The sequence below is a fragment of the Nostoc sp. genome, assembly GCF_036917465.1.
GTDB lineage: Bacteria > Cyanobacteriota > Cyanobacteriia > Cyanobacteriales > Nostocaceae > Nostoc.
The window spans coordinates 22834-41275 of sequence record NZ_JBALDL010000086.1 but is presented as its reverse complement, the minus strand read 5'-3'; the positions used below and the strand labels follow the sequence as shown (position 1 = coordinate 41275).

The following is an 18442-nucleotide window of genomic DNA, read 5'->3' as shown; positions in this document are numbered from 1 at the left end:
TGCCATCAAAATTGCACTACCTCACCGAATGCTAAAAATTTCCACTTCTGTATTTTGTTACCGAAAAATTAATGAAAAGTTAAGAAAAAGCAAAATTTATTAAATAAATAGTCATGGCAGTATTACCCAGATTTCTGATAATTAAGAAAAAATCACTGATACAATCTGGATAAAGAATTTTTCCTTAAAACTAATGCAGTCTTGTAGAGATGGATTGCTGGCTAGTTCCTGATGCTCAATTCTTCAACGCAGTGGTTCAAAGTCATAACCAGTCCCAGAGCGAGAACCAGGAACGATTTTCACAAGTTGGACTGGCGCATTGCGATCGCCTGATGCTAAAAACCGAATTGTACCAGACGCTCCGGTGGCAGAAAAGTCAGAGGATAAGAGTGCTTGTTGGACTCCAGAACGTGTGGGATCGCGTTTTAATGCAGCAATGAAAGCGACAGTAGCATCATAGCTGAGGGCGCTTCGCCAACTCACATCACCACCCCATAGCTGCCGCGATTTCTGAGGAAAATCTGACTTAGGATCGCTATCAATATGCCAGGGAACTGCTAATACCATGCCCACAGCTTGCTCTGTGCCAATTTGTAAAGTTTTAGCGGTGTAAACATCATCTCCCGCCAGCAGAGTTAACCGTTTCTGGTTTATCTGAATTACTTGCAGCGCTTTATCGAGAGTTTCAGTATTAGCAGCTAACATCAATACTTCTGCACCTTGCTTAGTTGCTTGTTCTAAACTTTTAGCCGCACTAAAATCCGCCTTGGATAAGTCAAATTCGCTGGATACTTGTCCACCCTCTAGGGAAACAGATGAAACAAACTCCGACTTTAAAGACTGGCTGTAGTTACTCTGAGAATTAAAGAAAACCACTGCATTTTTTTCTGCAAGGTTTTCACCATGTAGTTGCCTAAACTTCTCGCAGCCATAAAATCACTAGGAACCGTGCGAAAAACGTAGCGGCTAAAGTTAGAAATTTTTACAGATGTGCTGGTAGGAGAAATTGCTACAAGTTGTCCAGAAGTATAGATAGTACCTGCGGCTAAAGTGGAATCGCTAGTATTTGGCCCAACTACACCTAATACTTCGGAATTGCTGACTAAGCCCGAAGCGATTTGCTTGGCTATTTCTGGATTGTCGTCATCGCTAGTTATCCCTACTCTCAACGGTACTCCCTTGATTCCCCCAGAGTTATTAACTTGATTTTGGGCTTGGGCGATGCCACGTAAAATTTCTAAAGCAGCATTGGGGTCAGTGCCTAATGGTACAGAAGCCACAATGGTGTAGCTCTTGGAAGAATCGATGCGGGCATTATTAAGAAAAATTAAGGTTTCTGGATCGTTACGGTTGAGTTTTAGGGCGGCTGTGAAATTGGCGATCGCACGATCATAAATTTTAGTAGCGATCGCCTGTACTCCTTCTTTTTTCTCTGGAGAAATTTCACCCAGAGTCAAGGATTTTTCGCCAAAACTAATGCGGTCTTGTAAGTACGAATTGTTGCCTGGTTCCTGATTTGGAATGGTGGTATTACCAATTTTGACCCCAGAGTTTTTAGTAAACCACCAAAAACCACCGCCAATGATGCCAACTGTCAGCAGCAAGGTCAAGGCTAAAATTTTGATTTCATTTTTTTGTGACATGAACAAGTTTGAATAAAGTAAAAATATGAAGAGTGCTGAGTATCGTGAAGAAGGCAGAAGGCAGAGGACAGAAGGTAGCAATTGGTGTCGGTCTGAAGCCCACACCAATTGCAGTCCACCAAATCAGAGATTTTGGTGGGGGACTTAAACCCAAGTTTGTTACGGTCACGAGCAGAGGGCAAGAATCAGAATTCCCTTCTGCCTTCTGCCCTCTGCCTTTCTGGTTAAATAAGAGTTTTTGCGTAAGCCCTAATTTAATTATTTAGCTAAATGTAACTATTGTGATCATTTAATTCTGACAAATCCAGCCTTTTCAATCAAGTCTTGACTCTGAGGTGTCAGCAGCCAATTTGCATAAGCTTCGCCAGCTTGCTGGTCTGTTTGACCATTCTGTTTAACAATTACAAATAAATTCCGGGTAATTGCATAGTCTCCACTACTAAACGCCTGACTATTCAATTGATTACGTTTATTGGGACATTGAGATGCAGGTACAAATGGTTCTTGGTAAGGAGGCACTAATTGACTGCTTGTGCGCCCTAGTGGGAGAGATTTAATAATACACTGAGGTACAATCTCTGGGGCAGAAGCATAGTAAATTCCCCCAGGACTTGCAGCTACTTTTCGCACTGCTTCAGTGGTCGTGTCAACATAACTAACATTGACACCAAAATTTTCTTTATTTAGAATATTTTGGACAAAGAATTCTACTGTACCCCCAGATTCTTTGCTACGAGAGTAAACTTTAATTGGTAAATTTGGCCCACCTAGCTGTTGCCAATTAGTAATTTTGCCCGTGTAGATGTCTTTGAGTTGGGCGACAGTTAAACCAGGAATGTTAAGATCGTGGTTGACAGCGATCGCAATTCCATCAATCGCCACTGGAATTTCTTTCAAACTAAATCCTTTTTGTTGAGCTTCGGCATTTTCTTCAGCCTTTACTGAACGGGAAGATTGAGAAAAAGCTAGTTGATTATCTATCAACATCCGAATACCAGTTCCAGATCCGGCTTTACCTGATGGGGGTTGAGTGTAACGTAAAATAAACCGAGGACACTGGCTTTCTAGTACGGAGTCTACATCTTTACGAATAGGTGCCCAAGTTGTACTACCACCATAGTTGAATGTTCCTTCTACGAGGTTGGGCACGTTACATTTACTAATAAACTGATTTAGTGGATTATCTGTGTTGTTAGTCCCCGAAGATTTTGCAACACTTCCATTTAGTTGCGCCCACCGTTCCATAAGAAACCATAAGCCACTAAAGATTAAACCAATGGTGATGACGGCAGCTAAGAAAAGACTAAGTGTTTCGTTTTTCTGAGACATTATGTGGCTATTAGCACCAAAAGTTTTTTAAAGGATGATAGATAATAATTTATAAATAAGTCGAAATATGGCTGTTAGTGAAATTGCTACTAAAGCTGCTGCAACTGATAAAATTACTACTGCCTTAATTCCAAGACCCCCTTGTAAAAAGGGAATAAAAAAAATAATTGCAAAAGTAATTGTTGGAATAATTAATAAATCGAACTTTTCAATCCACCGCCTCGTTTGAACAAATACCAGTATCCCCAAAATCACACATCCAACAATAAAAGTAGGTATTGGTGATTTTACTAGACTGAAAAGGGCGATCGCTATTAATGCCCCCTCAAATCCACTAAATGCTGCCCCACTCAATAATTCCACTATCGAAAACGCTGGTTGAGTTGCTGCACGGCGGGAGACGACGGGATTAGAACCTTTAGGCGGTTGTGGCGGGAGTGTTACAGAAGGCGAATTAAGTTGTGTAGCGGCTAGAGGCTGTGAGTAAAGTGCATCTAGAACTTCCTGCGCCGACTGAAAACGCTGATTCGCAGCAGCTAACAGCATCTTATCTAAAATGTCAGCAAGGCGAGGATTGACATTTACTTGTTCGCGCCATTTCCACTGGTTGTTATAGGCATCAAATAGTTGAATTGCTTCTTTATTTGCCAGCAAGGTAATAAGAGTTACAGCTAAAGCATATAAATCTGTAGATGGGAATACTTGTCCCCCTGCCATTTGTTCTGGCGGTGCAAATCCCATAGAATAAATTCCCGTGGAAGAAGCAGCCCCTAGTGCAACGTTTGTCACTTGCTTAACTGCGCCAAAATCTAGTAAAAAAAGTTTACCATCACGACGGCGCATAATGTTAGAAGGTTTAATATCTCTATGGATAATCCCTCGCTCGTGGACAAACTTTAGCACTTTCAGGATTTCTTGCAGCACCTCTAAGACTTGGTGTTCAGAAAATTTGCCCTGTTGAACTAATTCTTCTTCTAAATTTTGCCCATCAATATATTCTTGTACTAAGTAGAAAAATTGTTCTTCTTGTTCTGATTGCGAACTATTAACTATTACTGGGAAAAAAGCAAATAAATCAGGAATTTGCTCGTGATCGTTCCCAAGTTGTGCTAGAGCGTCTGCCTCTCTCTCAAACATTATTTGTGCTTGTTGCAGTTGAGTGGGGGTTAAATTACCCACTGGTTGAAACTGCTTAACTACGCATTGACGCATTCCTGGGATTCGGCGATCGCGCGCTAAAAACGCGGCTCCAAACCCGCCCCTTCCCAGCAACTTCGTAGTTACATATCGACCATCTAACAACAGAGGCATACCACAGGTAGTACAGTACTTTTGCTGGGTTGTTTTCAGGGTTGTAATATTATCTAAATCTGCAAAATAGTTTTGTGGACGTGGACAACGTGGACGAGTACAGTAAACTTCCATTTTCGTGATTAGTCAAAATAATTCGTAATTCGTAATGGGCTACGCCCCGCTACGCTAACGTAATTCGTAATTAATTTATTCAGGTTACAGGGGAAATAAATTAATTGATGAATAACAACAAACTTTTTCCCTGATACCATTTCTTTGTGAAGCTGCATATATTTACCCCCCAGCTACGCCGTCCCCCCTTGTGAAAGGGGGACTTATTATCTGCATCTTCATACAGAATTGGTATGAGTGAAATCTTTAACACAGCACGGCGTAAAGAAGCCACACTAATGAAACATCTAAAAACCTTACTTAACAATAATTACGAATTACGTTAGGGAGTCAGCAAACGTCATTACGAATTACACAAAGCGGTACTAGGTTTCCTACGGTATGCTGCGCGAACAGCTATTGGGTCATAATTACAAATTAGGTAGGCGCAGCTTTGCCGTAAGCTATTACGAACTATTTAGTCATTAGTCATTAACAAAAACAAAAGACAAATCACCAGATTTTAGTCTTCGCCGGAGGAAGCGGGCATCGCTATATCCACTGTAGTTAACATGATGTTTTTTTGTGCTAATTTTAACACATTTTGATTCCATCCAGGGTTAGCAAACTGGGGCAAAATTTCTTGACTGAAGGCTTCAGCCGCCTTGGATCTATAGCGATTGGGATTGAAAATCAACCAGAGCGTCCGTTTGACGACTACCCCTTCAATAGGGGTACGGTGTAGAACACCCATTTGTAACTCTTTAGCGATCGCACTGGTTGAAACAAAAGCAGCCCCTAAACCAGATTGGACAGCATTCTTAATTGCTTCAATGGAATTTAGTTCCATTTCAACTTTAAAACGTCTGGTATCAATTTCACAGCGTCCTAGCACTTGGTCAATCACTTTGCGGATAGTCGATTGAGAATCTAGGGCAATGAATTGTAATTTATATAGGTCATCTTTTTGGATTTTTTCAAGTTTGGCGAAGGGATGAAAGACCGGTAGAATCAGCGCTAGTTCATCTTCGGCGTAAGAAATAACTTCTAATGATTCTGACAGTTCGCCAGGAATTTCACCGCCGATAATCGCCAGATCGACTTGTCCGTTAGCGACGCTCCAAGCAGTCCGCCTGGTAGAGTGGACGTGTAGTTGCACTGCCACATCTGGGTATTTTTGTCGGAACATGCCGATCATTCTAGGCAAAAGATAAGTGCCGGTAGTTTGAGAAGCACCGACAATCAACGTACCGCCTTGGAGATTTTGTAAATCCTCGATCGCACGGCAGGTTTCTTGGCACAGACTGAGAATTTTTTCACCGTAATTTAGAAGTAGATGCCCTGCTTCAGTTAATTGGGCGCGTCGTCCTCCACGGTCGAATAAAGGGACATCTAGCTGCCGTTCGAGATTTTGGACTTGTAAGCTGACGGCAGGCTGGGAGACATAAAGACTATCGGCGGCACGCTTGAAGCTTCCTTCTTGGGCGATCGCTTTTAAAATCCGTAACTGATCTAAAGTGAAAGGAAGGTCAGACATAAGGCTCAACCCACAAACATTGAAAGGAGCGGATGCACACAACAAATAAAGTTTGGCAGCAATCAACCGAGGATGATTTGTTGCCTATTAAACTTGAACATTTGACTCGAAAAGGACAGTAGCACAACATCTTGACTAAAGTCTCCTTTGGAATACTTTGTGGTATTGGTTGTACTGAATTCAATTTTCTTTAAATTACTTCACCCGTTTATATGCTGCTGATTTCTTGGTTGACACCCAGTCATTTTGTCATACTGGGGTTACAAATAGTCTTTGCGATCGCTCACAGTGGAGGCGCTGCTTTGCGTCCAAGGGCCGAAAAGTATATTGGCCCAAGGCTTTATCGCATTTTTTTTGCATTAGTCAGCCTCCCGTTGGCTGCGATCTTAATTATTTACTTTTTTGGACACCGCTATGATGGTTTGCAACTTTGGCAGGTACAAGGAGTGCCAGGAGTACGAGAGTTTGTTTGGCTGCTGTCAGCGATCTCGTTTTTGTTTTTATATCCTGCTACCTTCAATCTACTAGAAATTGCTGCCATTCAAAAGCCCCAAGTTCATCTCTACGAAACCGGAATTATTCGGATTACCCGTCATCCCCAGATGGTGGGACAAATAATTTGGTGTATTGCCCATACTCTCTGGCTGGGAACTACCTTTACCCTTGTGACTTCCATCGGATTGGTGTTGCATCACTTGTTTGGGGTTTGGCACGGCGATCGCCGTTTGAGCGATCGCTATGGAGAAGCCTTTGAAATTGCCAAACAACGGACTTCAATTATTCCCTTTAAAGCAATTATCGACGGCCGTCAATCTATCTTATGGTATGAATTTATTCGCCCTTCCTATTTAGGAGTTGCCATTTTTATCGCTTTGCTTTGGTGGTCGCACCCTCTGTTGATGGAAGCAACTGGTAGAATAAAATGGGAAATTTAAGCGATCCCCAGTGTCAGCAGAAAATCTCAAATAGATGAAATTTCAGCTTATCAATTGCTCCGAATCAATGTAGGATAAATTCAAACATCTACTTCAGTGGAGGTGCATTTAGTTAAGTTGAGATTTTATATTGGTAGTCGTTGGTCAGTTGCCTTTCCTTGGGAGTCAGTAACAGATTCAGTCAAATTCCCATGCAGCCACAGCAATCAGGAGTCTAATTTTCAAAAAACCCACTGTGAGAGTTGCGCTGGTTTTTTTGTCAGAGACAGATAAACACGCTGAATTTCTGCCTATTATTCTGTGTCCTGAGATTTGGTTCCTGAAAGCATCTAGCGGCAGTTATTGACTTACCAATCCTTCACTTCAGTACTGATAAGTAGTTTGATATAAAAACCTTATAATCCAAGAGGCGTCATGGTATTGTCGGTTAGTGAGCAGACATTTACTCAAGAAGTTTTAGAATCTCCTATTCCTGTTTTAGTTAACTTTGAAGCACCTTGGTGTGGCTTATGTCGCATTATCCACCCACTGTTGTTACAATTTAAAACCCAATGTGGGGACGAAATTAAATTAGTTGGGGTTAACGCCGATCAAAATTTTAAATTGTCTACTACTTATAGGCTAAAGTCACTACCAACTTTACTATTGATTGAAAATGGTACTGTTCGTCATCGCTTGGAATGCTTTCGCAGCAGAGAAGACTTACGGCTAGCTTTAGAAGAGATTAAAGCCAGCTACAGCAATTACCCGAAAATCTACAAGAGTTCAAAAACAGTGGATTTAGAGTGTCGATCAGCTTGATGGGTATGGGGCATGGGGGAGATTAGGAAGATGCGGGAGGTTAGGAACAAAGAATAACTAATATTCAATTCCCAATGCCCAATGCCCCATGCCCAATGCCCAATTCCCAATGCCCAAATCTAAAACCATGCTTAACACCCCACCCAATCAGTCTTGGGTGGGTTATTTTATCCTAAAGGGTGTGTGTCACAATTATTAACAGTTTCGACACGCTAAATCAAGAATTCTAAAAGTAGGCGTCAGTGATGGAAGTAATCTATCAGTATGCCTGGCTGATTCCGGTGTTCCCTCTTTTTGGGGCAATGCTGGTCGGTCTAGGGTTAATCTCGTTGAATCAGGTGACAAACCGCCTCCGGCAGCTTAACGCTGTGGTGATTATCTGCATGATGGCAGCAGCTATGGTGCTGTCGTTTGCCTTGCTCTGGAGTCAAATTCAAGGACACGCGCCTTATATCCGCACCTTTGAGTGGGCAGCAGCAGGTAATTTTCACCTGAGCATGGGCTACACTATCGACCACCTGACAGCCCTAATGCTGGTGATTGTCACAACCGTAGCCTGCTTAGTCATGGTTTACACCGATGGCTACATGGCTCACGATCCCAGTTATGTGAGGTTTTACGCCTATCTCAGTTTGTTTGGCTCCTCAATGTTAGGTCTGGTGGTCAGCCCCAACCTAGTACAGGTTTATATATTCTGGGAACTGGTGGGAATGTGTTCCTACCTGCTGGTCGGTTTTTGGTTCGATCGCAAGTCAGCAGCAGATGCCGCTCAAAAAGCTTTTGTAACTAACCGCGTGGGCGACTTTGGTTTGTTACTCGGCATTTTGGGGCTGTACTGGGCAACAGGAAGCTTTGATTTTAATGTCATGGGCGATCGCCTCGCTCAACTCGTAGAATCAGGTTCTATCAGCAATTTTCTCGCTGTCCTGTTGGCGATTTTAGTTTTCTTAGGCCCAGTAGCGAAATCAGCCCAATTCCCCCTCCATGTCTGGCTACCAGATGCAATGGAAGGCCCTACCCCCATTTCTGCCTTGATTCACGCAGCAACAATGGTGGCGGCGGGTGTTTTCCTCATTGCGCGGATGTACCCTGTATTTGAACACGTTCCAGTTGCAATGAACGTCATTGCCTTTACTGGGGCGTTTACGGCGTTTTTGGGGGCAACCATTGCCATTACCCAAAACGACATCAAAAAGGGCTTGGCTTATTCCACCATTTCCCAACTTGGTTACATGGTGATGGCAATGGGAATAGGTTCCTACAGTGCCGGACTATTCCACTTGATGACCCACGCCTATTTTAAGGCGATGCTGTTTTTGGGTTCAGGTTCAGTAATTCACGGCATGGAAGGTGTTGTCGGTCACGATCCCGCCTTAGCCCAAGATATGCGGCTGATGGGCGGACTGCGGAAGTATATGCCTGTCACGTCAATTACCTTCTTGATTGGTTGTTTGGCAATTTCTGGTATTCCACCCTTTGCTGGCTTCTGGTCAAAAGATGAAATTCTGGGGAAAGCTTTTGAGGCTAACCCATTTCTCTGGTTGATTGGCTGGCTAACTGCTGGGATTACTGCTTTCTATATGTTTAGAATGTATTTCTCGACATTTGAAGGCGAATTCCGGGGTAATGACGAGAAAATCAAGCAAAAACTTAAGAAGGCAGCGGCGACAATTGTCCTGGAATTAGAGTCAGGAGAACCAGCCCCGAATTTTGGGCCTGGGGCGATGAAGAAAGGAGAATTGGCGGCAACTAGTGAGCATCATGATTCCCATGACTCCCACGGGCATCACAGCGACTCCCCTCACGAATCGCCGTGGACAATGACCCTACCTTTGGTACTGCTAGCAGTGCCTTCGATTTTGATTGGTTTGGTGGGAACTCCTTACGCCAATTATTTTGAAGAGTTTATCTTTCCTCCTAGCGAAACCCTTTCCGAAGTTATAGAAAAGGCTTCCGAGTTCAATCCGACGGAATTTTACATCATGGCGGGGGCTTCAGTCGGAATTTCTTTAATTGCGATTACCCTGGCTTCGCTGATGTATTTGCGCCGGAAAATTGACCCGGCTGCGATCGCTGCTCAAATCAAACCACTTTACGAGTTATCCCTCAACAAGTGGTACTTTGATGACATTTACCATCGGGTTTTTGTCCTCGGCTTGCGTCGCCTAGCTAGACAAGTTATGGAAGTTGACTTCCGCGTTGTCGATGGTGCTGTTAACCTCACAGGCTTTTTCACCCTTGTTAGCGGTGAAAGTCTGAAGTACCTAGAAAACGGTCGCGCTCAATTCTATGCCTTGATTGTGTTTGGGGCGGTTTTGGGCTTAGTGATTGTCTTTGGTGTTACCTGATTTTCATAGGGGTGGGCAAATGTCCACCCCTACATTATTTTTTATTATCGATCGCTCTCCAGGTGGGGTCATCTCACAAAATCGCATTGCTCCCATCCTCTACCTTGGCAGAAGTCTGTTGATAAATTCACCCCTGGAAGAGTTGCTCAATCTATGGGTGGAGTTTTCGCGATGATTGGCACTCCAACAAGAGAAGAGCACCCAAACCTCGCGGAAAGTCCCCTGGTTGGGAACCAGGAAAAAAGCGTCACCGTAAAAACCGATACCCCATTGTTAAAAAAACAGTAACACCACCACTTAAAGAACCATCAATTGCTGTTTAATATTCAAGATTATTCATAATTTCACTACGTCTGTGATTAACTCTGCCCTGCTGAGTCGTTTTGCATGGCTTAGTCTAAACTCCAGCTTTTAATAACGCTAAACTAATTCGTGAGCGTCAATTGCATGAACAGCAGGTTCGTGAACAAAAGGCTCGTGAATTACGTGAGCATGAGCGCCAAGCTCGTCTTCGTCACTAAAATTTGAATTTTTACTCGTTCTGCGGTAAGCGTTCGCGCAGCGTCTCGTAGAGAAGCTATGCCGTAGGCTTATCGCCCCACCCAATCAAGCGAACGCGAGTAGCGTCTCGTAGAGAGGAAACCCAAGCGACACCAAACAGATCGTCGTAGACATCGCATACAAAAGAGCTTGGTTATGAAATGACCAAACTCTTTGCTATCTCAATCAATCATTGGAAGAATAGTTTCAAATTATGCAGCAGGAAATTCAAGATTAACTTTGACAACTTTGTTCTTTTCTTGCTCGGTTTTAGGCAGAGTTATCAAAGATTTATAGAAATCACACTCGCATCCGCCTCAAGCGTCTTTATCCACAAATACAAAACAGACAGACTACTAGAGGAGAAGAAAATATAGTTAATTGGTAGGTTTGTATGGTTTACGCAGTGGTGGTTCTCCTCCACTCATAAGAGTAACTGAATCTTCAGCTTCCTCACCTACAGACCACCACCCGGCTACGATTGTTTTATCAGTCTGCGCCAATAGTTGCAGCTTGGGCAAAGTCTCCTTGATTTCTAAGGCACCGGCAGCAAAACATGACCAAAACCTAAGTTCAGCTTCAGTATCATCCAACCCTTGGATAATTACACTCACTGCTGGCTGATATAAATTTTCTGGTAACTCATGAGAGAGCTTATTGCCAATTCCTTCTAATGCTTGCGCTCTAATAAAAGGAGCCTCAGCAATGTTTGCTGCTACTTCGGTCAGCGTACTAATCACTTCCTGATTTCCTTGGTAATTCGACAGAAAAGAGATTGCATACACCACACTATTTCGCTGTATGGTATCAGAACTAGTGGACAGAATAGACAACAAAGATTTTAGGTGGTTCTCAGTAGCGATGAGGCTGAGGGAAGTTGCTGCTTGCATCCATAATTCACGACGTTGACCAGACAAAGTACGAATAAGGGCATCAGCGTCTCGATCATCACCGACTCTTCCGATTAACCAACAAGCTGTCTGTGCTTTTTCAAAGTCAAGGCTATCAATCCAATTACCACTACGGGAAGCGAACCCTAGTCTTTCAAGTGTCTCGATCTCACCTACTGCTTCTGGAAATTGATTTTTGACTTCTTGAAGATTCATACATTGGGGTAAATATAGCGTCGCTGACACTAGGGGATAGATAGTCTCAAAGTATTACTATATAGGCTTTTGACTGTCACTTTTAGATTTCTCTAAAAGAATTAGTCGATAACCCAAAAATCAAAAGCATCTTAGTTTTTCCGTTTTCAGGAAATCCAGAAAAAGCAGCTTCTAGCTTAAGAAACTCGCTTTGAACTGGGAGTAAATTTTCTATTGGGGGACAATAGCTGGACTGGTGAAAGGGAGGTATATACTAGATACGCTTGGAATATGCGTTTTTACAGAATATAGCGCAATATTTCTCAAGAAGCTTCGATCCTTACGCAAAAAACGAATAATCTTGAAGTTGGCATTACAAAGTTTAAAAGTCAGTATCAGCCAACGTATCATAGACGGCAATTGTGATTTTGAGCTTCTTCCTTGGTGGATCAAAAGATATAGTTGCTGATGATGGGGGCTGAGAAAGCAAATCTGGAGATGGAGGAAGTAGCGATCGCTCTCAAAGCGGGGCTGTAGACATCACCCAAACCATTGAACCTACTGCAAGAACATCGATTGCCTATCGAACGACCTCTGTTTGGCTGCAACATGAATGCAGATAGTGTTAACTTGATTTTTGAGTAAATGTTCCAAACTACTTTATTTTGGGACATTTGCTGGTGTCATGAGCGTAATGCTAAAAGTGGCAAAGATGAATTTGTCAAAGCGATGGAGAAAAAGCAGTGAATCGACAAACCCTAGTTCAAATACAGCAGGATTTACTCACAAAAGCGTATGCTGCCTTTAACGCTCGTGATATTGATTCCGTTCTTGCACTGATGCACTCTGATGTGGAGTGGGCTAATGGTATGGAAGGCGGGTATGTTCTCGGTCATCAGGCGGTGCGTGATTACTGGACTCGTCAGTGGAGCTTGATTGATCCTCATGTTGAACCTACAAGCTTTCAACCCGATGAGAGTGGGCGAGTAGTTGTCTATGTTCATCAAGTAGTGCAGGGTTTAGATGGAAACTTGATCTACGACCAAATGGTTCAGCATATTTACACTATCGAGAATGGCTTAATCCGACGAATGGACATTCAGAATTCATAAACACTGATATAACTGGATAAATATCCGAACTCTTTTGGCTGAATACCCCTCTTCTGTCACTTTCCGAAAACATTTGCCATTTCTGAATTATAGAGCTTTTGTATAGCAAGCAATCGCGCGATTATTTTCTAATAACAAATACAATACCAATTTTTTTCTAATAGTATAGCTTGTATTGATTTCCTCATAAGGCTTCTAGCGATCGCCCTGCCGGAGAGTGACAGAAGAGGGGTAAATTGCTACGTAGATAAACAAGCTGCACGCACTGTCTAAATAAACTTAGTAACTGGTCAAATAAGAAACTAATCCAGCCGGGCTGACACCTCCTTGGAAAGCCAAAGCAGTTGCTGATCTTTAATTCCAACTTTCATTAATCCGTTAACAGTTTGCATCAGGTAATCAGCGCAAGAACCAAGCTCACCAGATGCTGTGGCAATACTGTTAATCATTGTTTCTTTTGAAATCTTGCCAGTATAAGCACGATGCTGGCGGTTGATGACAAAAGCAATCGCTGGTAATTGTTGAACACCATCAAAAACTTTCACCCAATGAGGGATATAACAACCGACTACCATTTCTCGTCGCCAAAGCAGTGGTAGTTCCGAAGATATATCCGCAGCAGCTATTCGGTAGGCAATACCTCGACAGCTACCACCACTATCTAAACCTAATACTAATCCTCGATTGGATGGTGTCCCACGACCTTGAGGAACCCACAGGCAAAAACTACGATGCCAGCCGTAAATTCTACCAATACGCTGTTCCGCAAATTTAAAGATCGGGTTCCAAATGAGTGAGCCATAGGCAAACAACCAAACATCAGAATTTGGCTTTTGTTGACCAAGTGTTTGGTTAAGCGATTCTTGTAATTGGGCTTCAGTTAAGATTACACCAGTGCCAGACTGTAGGATAGTCTGCTGCAAGCGTCTAGATTCGAGATCAGAACGTGTTAGTGGCAATATTATATAGTCTCTTTACCGTACTCAAACCTCAATCATCATACTGGAATTGGACTTCTAGTTAGCTTCTTATAGATAAAATTCAGCCCAGTATGCAGGAACCTTTACTCTTGGGTCTCAGTAAACTTTTGTTGATATTCTTTGTACTGTCTATTTTGAGAATAGAGAACTGAATCGAAATAAAAATTTTAACCCTCTTCTGTCACTTTCCGAAAACATTTGCCATTTCTGAATTCTAGAGCTTTTGTATAACAAGCGATGTCTACGACGGGCTACGCCTACGCGCGATTCTTTTCTAATAACAAATACAAGACCAATTTTTTTCTAATAGTATAGCTTGTATTGATTTCCTCATAAGGCTTCTAGCAATCGCCCTGCCGGAGAGTGACAGAAGAGGGGTAAGAGCGAAATTATTAACCAGAAGGAATTTATTTATCTATGAATCACATCAGCACGACAGACCTACTGGAACACCTCAAATGGCGCTATGCCACCAAGCAATTTGATCCATCTAAAACAATTTCTCCAGAAATCTGGACAGCTTTAGAAGATGCCTTGGTATTGTCACCCTCTTCCTATGGGCTTCAACCTTGGAAATTTCTGGTTGTCATTAGCCCGGAACTCAAAGAACAGCTCAAGCCCTTCTCTTGGAATCAATCACAAGTTACTGATTGTTCTCACTATGTTGTGTTTACGATCAAAAAGAATCTCACTGCGGAGCATGTGGATCATTTCATCGCCCGCACTGCCGAGCTTCGTGGAGGTACTGTAGATGCAATGGCAAACTATCGGAACCTGATGGTCAGTGACGTAGTTGATGGCGCACGCAGTTTTAATGTCAATGAGTGGTCAACGCGCCAAGTTTACATTGCACTGGGTAACTTTATGACCAGTGCCGCGTTACTGGGTGTTGATACCTGCCCAATGGAAGGAATTGAACCTGTAAAATACGATAATTTGTTGGGGCTGACTGCCAAAGGCTTTACGACAGTTGTAGCTTGTGCGGCTGGCTATCGCTCTGAACAAGACAAGTATGCTTCACTGGTAAAAATAAGGTTCCTCAAGGAGGAAGTCTTAGAAACCTTGTAGAACCTATTTGGGATCTATGAAGTAGCTAATCTTTGGAGGATAAGTCTGACAAAACAGAAATGAATTACGTGGGCAAATTGTGACCTTGCTGGGCAGAGAAGTGGCAAAGGAAGTTGTTATGGGCAAAGTCTCTACCGCAGCTAGTGACGACATTCAGAAAGCTATACTAGACTTTCTGGTTAATTACATATTGATATGAAATTCTTCTTATTTTCCCTAGCAATTACTTTTCATTTCTCAAATATGGCACAGGCATTAGTTGTGAAAGGTTTTGAGCCTACTACTACTGATTTAATGATGGCGAAAAGTTTGCCTCATACTGAGTGTGAAAAGCTTGTAAAAAATTTTGTAGTTAAATATTCTGCACCTACTGTTTCGATTACAGTTCAGAATTTGTCACTAATTTGGAACCAAAGAATTGAATCATATAAAAATCCAATATCCGCAACACCCAGTCAAGTCACAACTCAGATAAAAAACAAAAAACTTACTAACTATCAGTTGGATAAACTTAAAAACTTGATTCAATCAAGTGGTTTTATGAATTTAGCAGCAGAGTATGGGGCAGCCACTGACAAAAGGTATTATCCTTATTCTATTTCAGTATGTTTAGACAATCAAGAGAAAAAAGTATTTTTAAGAAGTAATCCTAGTTCTGGTAAAAGTCCTGAAGCATTCCGGGTTGTGGAAGATTATTTACAACAGCTAATTAAGTAGTACAGTTCCCCCGCTATTGTGATATACCCTATTACCAGTTATTCAAGAAATGCTCTCGTTCACCACCTTCAACATCGCGCTTTAAACAGCAGTCCTGTAGCGAATGCCTGCTAATGCTCCATCAAAGTGCTGACAAGGTTTTTTAAATTGATAAACTGATTTAAGCAAAGTACTTAGTTTGTATCAGGTCGCTTCTAAATTTGTAAGATCACCGATACTATCAGGTAGATATTCTAATTCATACAAATCATATATCTGAAGTGTTCTCAAGTTAATTAGCCTTCCAATCGTTATTGGAATTTGTTCAATTCCATAAACTATATCGTGCGATTTGCTATAAATTGTTAGATATTCTAGACTTGATAGATCGCCGATAGAATCAGGAATAACAGAATCTCTATACCTATGAGAAAAATTCAAGTCTAGTCTCTTGACTTTGGATCTAACGGCACTTTCAATTACTGCTTCAGCTTCTTCTATAGTTTCTATATCTATATCCATATAATTTATGATTTGTTTTATTGAATTAGGGTATTAATGTCTGGTACTCCTTGCTATTGGATAAAAGGCAAGTGACGTGCGTGGGTTGCTAACCTGTGAACTATACTTGGTAAATCTCCTAGCGTTTGGTTTGGTAAAGGCTGAATAGCAGGAATCACTAATTTTACTTTTATTCCACTACCCACAACCTTTTTGAGTAGCCAATTCTAACAATTTACCTAAATCGCTCCTATTTGTTGCCTTGCCCATGCACGAAATGCTTTCATTGTCGCATTTCTGCCATTGGTTTTACTCAGCATCAAATATTCGGGAATCACTTGATTAATTGGGAGATTGGGGAAAATAGAACTGGTATTTGATTCTACATATTTACCATCGAACAGCACGTTTATTTCCAATTTGCTTCCATTCCACCGCCACAGTTCTGGTACTCTCAAAGCTTGATAATTATTAAAACGAGTGCGGGAGGTAATATCAATTTCAATAGCCAAATCTGGAGGTGGGTCAGTTTCTAAATTGATTCTATCTTTGCCCCTAATTCTAGCTTCATTTTGGATATAGAAACAATCATCGGGTTCTACCCCAGCATCCATACTTTCCTTATCAAAAGTCGTAGAACCCAAACTCCAAAATTCCAGATCGAGTTCTTCTAATAAAACTTTTACCAAGTCTCCAATAATAACTTTAGCTACTTCATGCTCTGGTAATGGAGCCATTATTTCCAGCACCCCTTGACTGTAACCTATCCGAGAACTGCGATTGTCTCCCAATTCTGCCAAAATCCGTTTGTATGCCGACCAGGAGATATCTTTAATCAACAACTGATGACCTGCTCTAACAATTAGTTGGTTGAGTTCAAGTAACATACCAAACTTTCTCCTCTTTATTCAAACTCAGGCATAAAAAATATTTAAAAAGCTTCTCTTACCTCTCTAAAAAATGTCCATAAGGTCAATTACGTAGTTTTAACTTGGTAGCTAAAATTTCTGTTAAATCCATACTTAACGGCTATGAACCTTTACCAGAAAAATCTAGCAGACAACCAGATCGCTGCTAACTCTACATTTATTGAGGTGTCATCCTTCCAAGCACCTCTGGCTAGCATTGACTTTGGCGAGTTGTTTCAACAGTATAACAATCCCCAAGGTTGGATGATGGTAGGTGGAATGCTCTTCGTTTTACTGTTGTTGCAAATCTTAAAGAAGCACTTCACGTTTCCAGGGGTATCCTCTCGCTATCTATTCCTCTACCCTCTGGTAATCCTAATACAGAATTAATCACAGCTATGAGAGATGTGGCTAAAGGATTAGATTTTCAAAGCGAAACAACACATCCGTATGAAATCTTTCTATAGCATGTAGAAAGAAAGGGAGACTTGAAGTTAGACAAGTTACTGCAAAAATTCTCATATCTTAAACTAATTAGCTTAGAGACTTTCGGAACTAGTATTTCTGCAAGTAATCTAACTCAAGCTAAAAATTTTAGTGGACTCCCACAAAAACTAGTTAACTCCAAGGAGCAGCTTGCAAGGGCATATATATTTTTCATTGAACCACTCACGCCTTATTTAGACACTGTAGAGTTATATCAATTTGAAACAAGAGCCATGAATGATTATTAATATATTTATCCCTGTATTGTACTAGCTTAAACAAAGAATGGAGACTGGATTTCAATTAGCACAGGGTACGATTCTGGGCTATTCCAATCAAAAAGCCGTTCAGCAACTCAAGACACGGCACATACTCTATCGGGCGATACTGAGACACTTATTAGAACGCTTGAAAACACTTTGACTGAGGCTAATTCTCTTTTCCCTAATCTAGCAGTTTCCAAACACTTTATTTGGAAATTAGCGACTAGCAAAGATATATCGCTACAAAACCTTCTCGTTTCCACTTGAGGATAGGCATTTAATAAAGGTTCTACAGTCAGTCCTAAAAATAGTTGTCTCATGACCAAAGAGAAGTTATCTGCAACTATAGGGTTAAAGGCAGAGTGATTCGGATAATATTTTTGAATGGGGAATAGGACTTGTTGTTGTGTTTTAGTAATTTGTTGAATATCGGCAAGATTAATTACTGGCATGGTGGAAAGAACATAATATCTCTCCAATGCAGCGGTAAGCTGCAAATTAATTATACGTACAGCCAAGATACAAAAACTAGCTGTCAATCAAGGACATACACCTATTCGTCAGGCAGTCATTGATTACAGCATATTAGATTTAGAGATCGATCAGATTGTTCGGCAGTTGATTGTCATGCACTCAGCGATGATACGGTTAATATCACGTAAATAAAGCACATCTAATAAGAACTGTAAAATTACTGTACTAAATCTGAAGCAGTGTTGTATTGTCACTTTGGATATTATTCAGTTTATTAGAGCTTCGATAAATATGCGTTAGCCAAAGGCTTTGGCGTACCCTTACAGGGATCT

The 18442-nt window shown here is 41.5% G+C and carries 17 protein-coding genes and 1 pseudogene; 8 read left to right on the top strand and 10 right to left on the bottom strand.

The features are described from left to right. Window positions 1-243: 243 nt before the first annotated feature. The 4 genes and pseudogenes from V7K38_RS21310 to V7K38_RS21295 form a co-directional block, all read right to left on the bottom strand. A pseudogene (locus V7K38_RS21310) lies at window positions 244-1643 on the bottom strand (ABC transporter substrate-binding protein). A gap of 285 nt (window positions 1644-1928) precedes the next feature. Next, a complete protein-coding gene (locus V7K38_RS21305) occupies window positions 1929-2972 on the bottom strand; it encodes a PstS family phosphate ABC transporter substrate-binding protein (protein ID WP_334860419.1) in 1044 nt (347 codons plus the stop codon). 27 nt (window positions 2973-2999) lie between these two features. Next, window positions 3000-4397 (bottom strand): serine/threonine-protein kinase, encoded by a 1398-nt coding sequence (locus V7K38_RS21300; protein WP_334860418.1) that lies wholly within the window; start codon window positions 4395-4397, stop codon window positions 3000-3002. Between the two features lie 502 nt (window positions 4398-4899). Further along, entirely contained in the window at window positions 4900-5913 is a 1014-nt protein-coding gene (locus tag V7K38_RS21295; RefSeq protein WP_334860417.1) for a LysR family transcriptional regulator, read from the bottom strand. Between the two features lie 212 nt (window positions 5914-6125). On the opposite strand from V7K38_RS21295, the gene V7K38_RS21290 reads away from it, so the two are divergent. From V7K38_RS21290 to V7K38_RS21275, 4 genes are all read left to right on the top strand, one after another. Then, complete coding sequence (locus V7K38_RS21290) at window positions 6126-6848, top strand: NnrU family protein (protein WP_334860416.1); 723 nt, start codon at window positions 6126-6128, stop codon at window positions 6846-6848. A gap of 414 nt (window positions 6849-7262) precedes the next feature. Continuing rightward, window positions 7263-7649 carry a thioredoxin family protein gene (locus V7K38_RS21285; protein ID WP_334860415.1) on the top strand — a complete coding sequence of 129 codons (387 nt, stop codon included), beginning with the start codon at window positions 7263-7265 and terminating at the stop codon, window positions 7647-7649. A 245-nt stretch (window positions 7650-7894) separates the two neighbouring features. Then, window positions 7895-9997 (top strand): NAD(P)H-quinone oxidoreductase subunit 5, encoded by a 2103-nt coding sequence (locus tag V7K38_RS21280; RefSeq protein ID WP_334860414.1) that lies wholly within the window; start codon window positions 7895-7897, stop codon window positions 9995-9997. A 19-nt stretch (window positions 9998-10016) separates the two neighbouring features. Beyond that, a complete protein-coding gene (locus V7K38_RS21275; protein WP_334860413.1) occupies window positions 10017-10172 on the top strand; it encodes a hypothetical protein in 156 nt (51 codons plus the stop codon). A gap of 742 nt (window positions 10173-10914) precedes the next feature. Here the strand turns inward: V7K38_RS21275 and V7K38_RS21270 are convergent. Together V7K38_RS21270 and V7K38_RS21265 are read right to left on the bottom strand one after the other, a co-directional pair. After that, window positions 10915-11643 carry a hypothetical protein gene (locus V7K38_RS21270; RefSeq protein ID WP_334860412.1) on the bottom strand — a complete coding sequence of 243 codons (729 nt, stop codon included), beginning with the start codon at window positions 11641-11643 and terminating at the stop codon, window positions 10915-10917. 428 nt (window positions 11644-12071) lie between these two features. Then, window positions 12072-12296 carry a hypothetical protein gene (locus V7K38_RS21265; protein ID WP_334860411.1) on the bottom strand — a complete coding sequence of 75 codons (225 nt, stop codon included), beginning with the start codon at window positions 12294-12296 and terminating at the stop codon, window positions 12072-12074. A gap of 69 nt (window positions 12297-12365) precedes the next feature. Here V7K38_RS21265 and V7K38_RS21260 point away from each other — a divergent pair, with 69 nt between their 5' ends. Then, the gene (locus tag V7K38_RS21260) at window positions 12366-12734 is read left to right on the top strand and encodes a nuclear transport factor 2 family protein (RefSeq protein ID WP_334860410.1); all 369 of its coding nucleotides are present in this window, start codon (window positions 12366-12368) and stop codon (window positions 12732-12734) included. A 302-nt stretch (window positions 12735-13036) separates the two neighbouring features. Here the strand turns inward: V7K38_RS21260 and V7K38_RS21255 are convergent, their stop codons facing one another. Next, on the bottom strand, window positions 13037-13693 hold the full coding sequence (locus V7K38_RS21255; protein WP_334860409.1) for a gamma-glutamylcyclotransferase: 657 nt from the start codon (window positions 13691-13693) through the stop codon (window positions 13037-13039). A gap of 438 nt (window positions 13694-14131) precedes the next feature. Between V7K38_RS21255 and V7K38_RS21250 the strand changes: the two genes are divergently transcribed. Together V7K38_RS21250 and V7K38_RS21245 are read left to right on the top strand one after the other, a co-directional pair. After that, the gene (locus V7K38_RS21250) at window positions 14132-14782 is read left to right on the top strand and encodes an NAD(P)H-dependent oxidoreductase (RefSeq protein ID WP_334860408.1); all 651 of its coding nucleotides are present in this window, start codon (window positions 14132-14134) and stop codon (window positions 14780-14782) included. Between the two features lie 243 nt (window positions 14783-15025). After that, window positions 15026-15499, top strand: a complete 474-nt coding sequence (locus V7K38_RS21245) for a hypothetical protein (protein WP_334860407.1) — start codon at window positions 15026-15028, stop codon at window positions 15497-15499. A 183-nt stretch (window positions 15500-15682) separates the two neighbouring features. Here V7K38_RS21245 and V7K38_RS21240 read toward each other — a convergent pair whose 3' ends face one another. Further along, the gene (locus V7K38_RS21240) at window positions 15683-16000 is read right to left on the bottom strand and encodes a hypothetical protein (RefSeq protein WP_334860406.1); all 318 of its coding nucleotides are present in this window, start codon (window positions 15998-16000) and stop codon (window positions 15683-15685) included. A gap of 218 nt (window positions 16001-16218) precedes the next feature. Next, window positions 16219-16866, bottom strand: coding sequence for a Uma2 family endonuclease (locus V7K38_RS21235; RefSeq protein WP_334860405.1), 648 nt, complete (start codon window positions 16864-16866; stop codon window positions 16219-16221). A gap of 144 nt (window positions 16867-17010) precedes the next feature. Here V7K38_RS21235 and V7K38_RS21230 point away from each other — a divergent pair, with 144 nt between their 5' ends. After that, window positions 17011-17277 carry a hypothetical protein gene (locus V7K38_RS21230; RefSeq protein ID WP_334860404.1) on the top strand — a complete coding sequence of 89 codons (267 nt, stop codon included), beginning with the start codon at window positions 17011-17013 and terminating at the stop codon, window positions 17275-17277. A 451-nt stretch (window positions 17278-17728) separates the two neighbouring features. Here the strand turns inward: V7K38_RS21230 and V7K38_RS21225 are convergent, their stop codons facing one another. After that, complete coding sequence (locus V7K38_RS21225; protein ID WP_334860403.1) at window positions 17729-18088, bottom strand: hypothetical protein; 360 nt, start codon at window positions 18086-18088, stop codon at window positions 17729-17731. Between the last annotated feature and the right edge of the window lie 354 nt (window positions 18089-18442).